The 305-nt window shown below is 76.1% G+C and carries 1 protein-coding gene; it reads left to right on the plus strand.

Annotation, left to right across the window (positions count from 1 at the left end; genetic code table 11):
* Nucleotides 1-208: hypothetical protein (locus A612_RS09825; RefSeq protein ID WP_040436547.1), on the plus strand; the 208-nt coding region annotated here is incomplete at its 5' end.
* Nucleotides 209-305 lie beyond the last annotated feature (97 nt).

Raw genomic sequence — 305 nt, forward strand, 5'->3', positions numbered from 1 at the left:
GCAGCCGCAACTGCTGGCGCAGCTGCGCCGCTACCGCGAGGCGCTGGCCGCGCTGCTGCCGGGCGAGGCCGTGCGGGCGGCCTTTCTCACGGGCGACGGCCGCATGGTCTGCGTGGACGCGGCAGACGGCGGGCGCCCGGCGAGCGCGCCTCCGGCCGGCGCCCCGCCCGCAACCCGCCTGGAGGAGCCACAGGGCTCGCTGTTTTGATGAACGATAGCGACATGAGCGCCCGCGAGGGACGGGCTTGCGACGTGGTGGTGATCGGCGCCGGACCGGCCGGGCTGATGGCCGCGGAAGCTGCCGT

The organism is Melaminivora alkalimesophila (assembly GCF_000282995.1).
GTDB classification, from domain to species: Bacteria; Pseudomonadota; Gammaproteobacteria; order Burkholderiales; family Burkholderiaceae_C; genus Melaminivora; species Melaminivora alkalimesophila.